We start from the raw sequence: 6,430 nt of genomic DNA, 5'->3' as shown, positions 1-6,430 counted from the left end.
TATCGGTTCGGGATAATACAAGGCCTGGCTCCTCTGCTAAGGGGTCTAGAACAGCCCCGGAATCTTCATGCCACCCGTGAATTTGCCCATATCCTTGTTGGCCAACTCGTCCGCTTTGTTGAGCGCGTCGTTCACTGCCGTCAATACGAGGTCTTGCAGCATGTCGATGTCGTCCGGATCTACCGCTTCCGGCTTAATAACGATGCTTTGCAGGTTCTTATGGCCGTTGACGACAACGGTCACAACGCCGCCGCCCGCGGAACCTTCGACAGATTTCGTTGCAAGTTCCTCTTGCGCTTTCATCATTTGCTCTTGCATCTTCTTCACTTGCTTCATCATTTGGTTCATGTTGTTCATATGGCGATGCCTCCCTTATTGGTATACTTGCTCAAACGTATGGGTCACTTGTCCTCGACGACCACGAGCTCTTCGCCGAATAGTTTGACCGCTTCTTCCACCCATTCCGGCTGTTTGCCGCCGCTAACCGGCTCATCTTGCTGCTGCATCTGCAGCGGCTCGGCTTCCTTGGCCGGACCGGTATCGAACGCGGCCTGCCAATCCTTGACCATAACGGTCGCCAAATGGACGGGCCTACCAAACGTATCATGAAATACGCGTTCGATCAATTCGCGGTTGGCCGGTTTCTCCGTCGTCTCGCGATGCATCGTGTTCTTGAACGCGACCAGCACCGTGTTGTCCGCCGCAGCTACCGGTTCGCCGTCCACGAGCCAGGCGTGAACCGTGATCCGGGCGTCTTTCACCCGCTGCAAAATCTCGCCCCAACGGTTGCGTACCTGGACGGTCGCCTGGCTCTCCGCCGCCGCGACGTACGGATCCAGCTTAACCGTGCTTCGTGGCAAACCTCCGCCACCGGCCGCACCGCGAAACGCTCCCCTGTTGCCGCCCTTGCTCGCCTCCGGCGCGCCGGAGGCGCCTTCCACCCGCACGCCCGACTTCGCCAGCTCCGTTAGCTTACGCTCCAGCGAGTCGATCCGCTGCTGCAGCCGCGTCACTTCCTCGCTCCCCGCGGCCGATCCGGACGCTTGCGAAGTCGCGCGCTCCGCGCCATTGTCCGGGACGGTGCTCACTTTCATGAGGGCAACCTCAAAGATCGTCTGCGGCAACGCGGCATGCCGGATCTCGTTCTGATATTGATTCAGGATGTCGATCATGCGGAAAAGGCGCTCCGTGCTAAAAGCTTCCGCGGTCGCTTGATAACGCTCCGGATCCACGATTCGTTCGGTGGAGGCGCGGCCGCCCGGCGCGAGCTTCAATACGAGTAAATCCCTGAAGTAGTAGACGAGATTCTCCAGACACTTGTCCGGGCTCTTGCCCGCCTGCATTAAATTCTCTACGATCGGCAAAATCATGGCCGCGTTGCCGGCTTGTATCGCATCGGCCAATTGGCCGAACTGCTCTGCCGCGAGCCCCCCGGTAACTTCAACCGCGCCGTCTAGCGTGATGCTTCCCCCGCCGAATGCCGCCGATTGCTCCAGGAGACTGATCGCGTCGCGCATCCCGCCGTCCGACAGCCTCGCAATATAAGCCAGTCCGTCCGCCTGCGCTTCGATTCCTTCAGCCTCGCAAATCTGGCGGAGCCGCTCCGTCTGTTCTGGCAGCGAGACCTGACGGAAGTCGAACCGCTGACACCGGGAGATGATCGTCGCCGGCAGCTTATGCGGCTCGGTGGTCGCCAAAATAAAAATAACATGGCCCGGCGGCTCTTCCAGCGTCTTCAACAGCGCGTTGAAGGCTTCCGTGGTCAGCATGTGAACTTCGTCTATAATGTATACTTTAAACCGGACTTCGGAAGGCGCATATCTCACTTTCTCCCGAATATCCCTAATTTCATCAATGCCCCTATTCGAGGCGGCGTCGATCTCGACCACGTCCATGACGGTACCGGCCGTTATGCCTTTGCAGGCGTCGCATTCATTGCACGGCTCGATCGCCGGACCGCGCTCGCAGTTGATGGCTTTGGCGAGCACTTTGGCCGTGGTCGTCTTGCCCGTTCCCCGCGGACCGTTGAATAGATAGGCATGCGAGACGCGCTGCTCGCGAATTGCATTTTGCAGCGTCTGGATAATATGCTGTTGGCCAACCATATCCCTGAACGTCTGCGGACGCCAGGCGCGATATAAAGCGATATGTGACACGCAAGACCGTTCCTTTCGGGCTTTCTTTGCATCATCCGATGCATGATGCAGCTTGCTTTTATTATATCAGATCGCGTCAAGCAAGGCGAAACGACTATCGCCGTCTATTAACGGCGATACGCGTTGCGTTCCGGAAACATAGCGGCTGAAATATAAGCGTGAAACTTATCCATTCCTATATGTGCGCAAAACTATCGGGGTTCTTCGATGCAAGGCAGCGTGATGACGAAAAGAGCCCCTTCCTTCCGGTTCAGTGCCCGGATGGTGCCTCCGAACTCGTGAATGATGCGCTGGCAGACGGAGAGCCCTAATCCGGTTCCGCTTGGTTTGGTCGTCACGAAAGGGTCAAATATCTTCTCCAGCATGGCCTCCTGAATCCCGTCCCCGGTGTCTTGTACTTCGATCGCCACCATGGAGCGGCCCTCTTCCGTCCGGCATCGGCCTTTGATCGTCAATATCCCCCCGTTTGCCATCGCTTCGATCCCGTTCTTGCAAATATTCAAAAATACTTGTTTCAGCATCTCACGGTCCGCCATCACAGGCTTCGCTCGGGATTCGACCTCCCAATCGACTACGACGTTATGCAGCAGCGCCTCGCTTGAGATCATCGGCAGCAAATCCTTCAGCACCTGCGTGACGTCGACGTGATCGTAAAGAATGTTCTTCGGCTTGCTGAGCAGCAAAAATTCACCGACCAGGCTGTTAATTCGGTCGAGCTCCGTCAACATGATCTCGGTATAACCGGCTTCCTTGACCATTCCCTTGTCGGTCATCGTCTTCCGAAACATTTGGAGGAACCCGCGGATCGCGGTGAGGGGATTGCGAATTTCGTGAGCGGCGCCCGCGGCGATCTGGCCGATCATCGACAGCCGGTCGCTCCGCTGCACCTGCTGCTCGAGCGACCGCAGATTGGTCACATCCTTGAAAATAACGTAAGCGCCCTCCGCCATGCCAGACGGCCCCCGCAAAAGCCCGACGTCCATGAGCATCTCGCGCCGCTCGTCCCCCCGCATCCAAGTAAAGGGATGATTGCGGACAGCTACGCCTTCCGATAGCGCATGACGGATCAACTCGAATTTGCGGCCCGGCTGTTCGAAAAATTTGCCCACCGGTTCTTCGAGCGCGGCGGACGCATCCACGTTCAGCACTTGGCAAGCCAGCTTGTTAATATCCATAATCCGCGAGTCGGATCGCAGCAAGATCACGCCCGTCTCTTCATCGAAGAGCATAGTCTCTCCGAAACGTTCCAGCAGATTAACGCCGATTCTCTCTCCGTGCTCCTGCAGCACCAGAATCGACCGCATTCCGGTCTCGATCTCCGCGCGAAGGACGAAAGCGGTTACGAGCATCGGGTTACCGTCCGACCGATTAAGCGTTAGGAGCGGAAGCGCATCCTCACCGTCTCCCCGCTCTTGCTGCATTCCATATCCGACCTGCACCAGTTGTTCAAATGATTGACTTTCAAATATTCGCTCTACGCTAGATCCCATGAGCTTCTGCCTTGGATACCCGCTGCGGTGTTGGAAACATGCGTTATAATTCGTGATTCGTCCGCGCTCGTCGAGCACAAGAACCATCGTGTCTCTAAGACGATTAATATGTACCTCGAGTGCTTCCATGCTGAGTCGGACCAGCGGTGCAGGCGGAATACGATTCATGGTTCATCCCTCTTTTTATGCGATCCATTGCGATGCTTTCTTCTCGTCGATAAATACCTTCTACCATTCGCGACTGGAATGACAAACTCCTGCCCAAATACAAAAAACACCCTTGCGACCCGCAGGCTAGCAAAGATGTTCGACGATTGTTGTATTGTACCGTGCACCTGCCTTCGATACATGCGATCCAGGCGGTAACTTTACTCCCAGCTCGGGACAGGCACCCCTCCGGCACATGAACTAACTTGCTTATGGCTGCTTCCTTCCGGACCTGACCCGTTCACAAGCGTCCATTGCGGAGGACCCATCCGTCAACACTGTTCGTAAAGACCAGCCCCACATCGACATAACCTCGGGCAGGAATTCAACCTCGCTAAAGCGGATTGCGAGTTACAGGGCACCGCTAACTCCCCATCTAGCACGGCAGAAATAAGTATATCGCGTTCTGTCCCAAGATGCAACCTCAAGGGGAAAGTTACATGCAATGGCAAAACGCGGCGGTCCTCGCTCTTATTTCACCGTATTAACGTGAATCGTGTAGCGAGGCATGTTGTACCGAAGCAGTCCGATGGCGCGATGACGCAGCTGCATTTCGTCTACGCCCGGCTTGGGTCTGATCGTCACGTAAAGATGCGGTCCTTGAAAGGAGAGGCTCATCTGTTGAATGCCCTTCAGCGTCTTCAGCTGCTGCGTCGCCAGACCGGCATCCGAACGATAGTTGAGCTGCGTTCCGCTCCGCGTCAGCAAGTGCGGGTTACTGTTGGATAGTCCCAAGTACCCGTCATTCCCATAGGATTGCGCTTTGGTGCCCCGATTACCGTTGCCGTTGCCGTTGTCGTTGTCCCCCGCACAGCCGGATGCCAGGAGCGCCGCTGCCAGCATCATAACCGGGAGCAGCACAAGCGAGCGAAACTTCCGGCCCGTGCCGAATCGTCTGCTGCGTTTGTTGTATAGGTTCGCCATATAAAAAAACCTCCTTCAACCCATAGGATGGCTGAAGAAGGTTCTTGTATTCTGCTAAATATCGGCAGACGATTAGATACCGTATTTCTTTTTGAACTTGTCGACGCGGCCACCTGCATCTACGAACTTTTGCTTACCCGTGAAGAATGGGTGACATGCGGAACAAATCTCAACGCGCAGGTTCTGTTTGATCGAACCGGACTCGAAGCTGTTGCCGCAAGCGCAAGTAACCGTAGTGACGTGGTATGTCGGATGAATACCTTGTTTCATCGTTCATTCACCTCTTTCTGCCCTGAGCCTCATGCGTGCCCAGAGTAATAACGCACATAGCGGATTATAGCATGTCAAGACGGAAGTCGCAATGTCTATCGCTAGGCGGAATTTGGATTATCGGCGAGGCGCCGGCGGCACATGCGTGTACGACCCGATGACCACGTCCGGCAGCTCTTCTTTGAAAATTTCAAGCATCTGCTTCATGCCGTAAATTTCGCCCTTCGCTTTCGGAATGAGCTCCAAATAGCTTTCGGGGTCGATATTCAGGTTGCGCATCTGGATCAGTCTGAGACCGGTCCGTTTGGCAAAACCGATCATCGCCTCCATCTCTTCCTCGCGGTCCGTGACGCCCGGGAAAATGAGATAGTTGATCGAGGTATACACGCCTTTATCGGAGGCATACCGCAGCGACTTCTCGACGTTCGCCAGCGTGTACGCTCTCGGCTTGTAGTACGCGTTGTAGTGATCGTCCAGCGCGCTAATCGTGCTGACCCGCATCAAATCAAGACCGGCGTCGACGATCGCCCGCATATGGTCCGTCAACCCCGCATTGGTATTGATGTTGATGTAGCCCATATTCGTGCGGCTGCGCACGATACGCATCGCTTCGACGATGATCTTCGCCTGCGTCGACGGTTCACCTTCGCACCCTTGTCCGAAGCTGATGATCGACTCCGGCGTATTCAGGTGCTCCATCATCACCTCGACCACTTCTTCGACGGTCGGTTTGAAATTCATCCGGGTCTGCGGAGCCGGGAAGCCGCTGTCGTCCGGTTGTTCGGAAATACAGCCGAAGCAGCCGGCATTGCAGGAATACGAGACCGGCACCGCGCCTTCCCAGCGCTGCAGGAACGTATTGGACGAGGTCAAGCACTCATAGCCGAGCGCGCAGTGCGAAAGGTGCTTATACAAGCGGTTCTCGGGGTATTTGGCTAGTAAGCGCTCCACGCCGCGATTGACATCGCCCCGGTCGCAATTATCCGGATTCCAACGTTCCGGATCGTCGGTCGCATGGGCCGCAACATAGAAACCGCCATTCTTCCAGACGACCGCGGAGTAGCCAAAGAGCGGCAGCTTCTGCGTCTTATCCGTCTTCATATAACCCGGAATGGCCAGGCGCGTGAAGCCTTGCGGCAGCAGCGCCCCTACAGCTTGCACGTCGCCGGGAAGCGGCCGCATGTTGCCTGAAGCGTCGATGCCGATCGGCCGCGTATGAGGTAGTCCCACCAACGTGGCCCCTTCGGGCAGGGGGATCAGCTCGTCGTCCATCAGCTCCACGATCATGTCGCCGCTGCGTCCGAGGGCCGTCCAATCAGGATGATCATACAAGTTGCCTTGTTCATCCGCATATACGAGATTCATGATGTCCTCCTAAACTGT

General features: G+C 56.0%; 7 protein-coding genes and 1 other RNA gene (1 of these 8 running past the window's edge). All 8 read right to left on the bottom strand.

Going from position 1 to position 6,430, the window contains the following annotated elements; all coding sequences use genetic code 11:
- Window positions 1-21 carry the 5' portion of a recombination mediator RecR gene (gene recR / locus ACFSKT_RS30965; protein ID WP_377502218.1) on the bottom strand. 576 nt of this gene lie to the left of the window's left edge, so only the first 21 of its 597 coding nucleotides appear in the window; it begins with the start codon at window positions 19-21; its stop codon lies beyond the left edge, outside the window.
- A gap of 24 nt (window positions 22-45) precedes the next feature.
- A complete protein-coding gene (locus ACFSKT_RS30960) occupies window positions 46-357 on the bottom strand; it encodes a YbaB/EbfC family nucleoid-associated protein (RefSeq protein WP_377502221.1) in 312 nt (103 codons plus the stop codon).
- 44 nt (window positions 358-401) lie between these two features.
- Window positions 402-2,156 (bottom strand): DNA polymerase III subunit gamma/tau, encoded by a 1,755-nt coding sequence (dnaX, locus tag ACFSKT_RS30955; RefSeq protein WP_377717562.1) that lies wholly within the window; start codon window positions 2,154-2,156, stop codon window positions 402-404.
- A 191-nt stretch (window positions 2,157-2,347) separates the two neighbouring features.
- On the bottom strand, window positions 2,348-3,814 hold the full coding sequence (locus tag ACFSKT_RS30950) for an ATP-binding protein (RefSeq protein WP_377717561.1): 1,467 nt from the start codon (window positions 3,812-3,814) through the stop codon (window positions 2,348-2,350).
- A 159-nt stretch (window positions 3,815-3,973) separates the two neighbouring features.
- An RNA gene (gene ffs / locus ACFSKT_RS30945) (signal recognition particle sRNA large type) lies at window positions 3,974-4,238 on the bottom strand.
- 86 nt (window positions 4,239-4,324) lie between these two features.
- Window positions 4,325-4,777, bottom strand: coding sequence for a hypothetical protein (locus ACFSKT_RS30940; protein ID WP_377717560.1), 453 nt, complete (start codon window positions 4,775-4,777; stop codon window positions 4,325-4,327).
- Between the two features lie 72 nt (window positions 4,778-4,849).
- Entirely contained in the window at window positions 4,850-5,047 is a 198-nt protein-coding gene (rpmE, locus tag ACFSKT_RS30935) for a 50S ribosomal protein L31 (RefSeq protein ID WP_377502233.1), read from the bottom strand.
- A 117-nt stretch (window positions 5,048-5,164) separates the two neighbouring features.
- A complete protein-coding gene (locus ACFSKT_RS30930) occupies window positions 5,165-6,412 on the bottom strand; it encodes a radical SAM family protein (RefSeq protein WP_377717559.1) in 1,248 nt (415 codons plus the stop codon).
- Window positions 6,413-6,430: the final 18 nt, after the last annotated feature.

The organism is Paenibacillus xanthanilyticus, assembly GCF_042682185.1.
Lineage (GTDB): Bacteria > Bacillota > Bacilli > Paenibacillales > Paenibacillaceae > Paenibacillus_Z > Paenibacillus_Z xanthanilyticus.
This window is presented reverse-complemented; position numbering and strand designations above follow the sequence as displayed.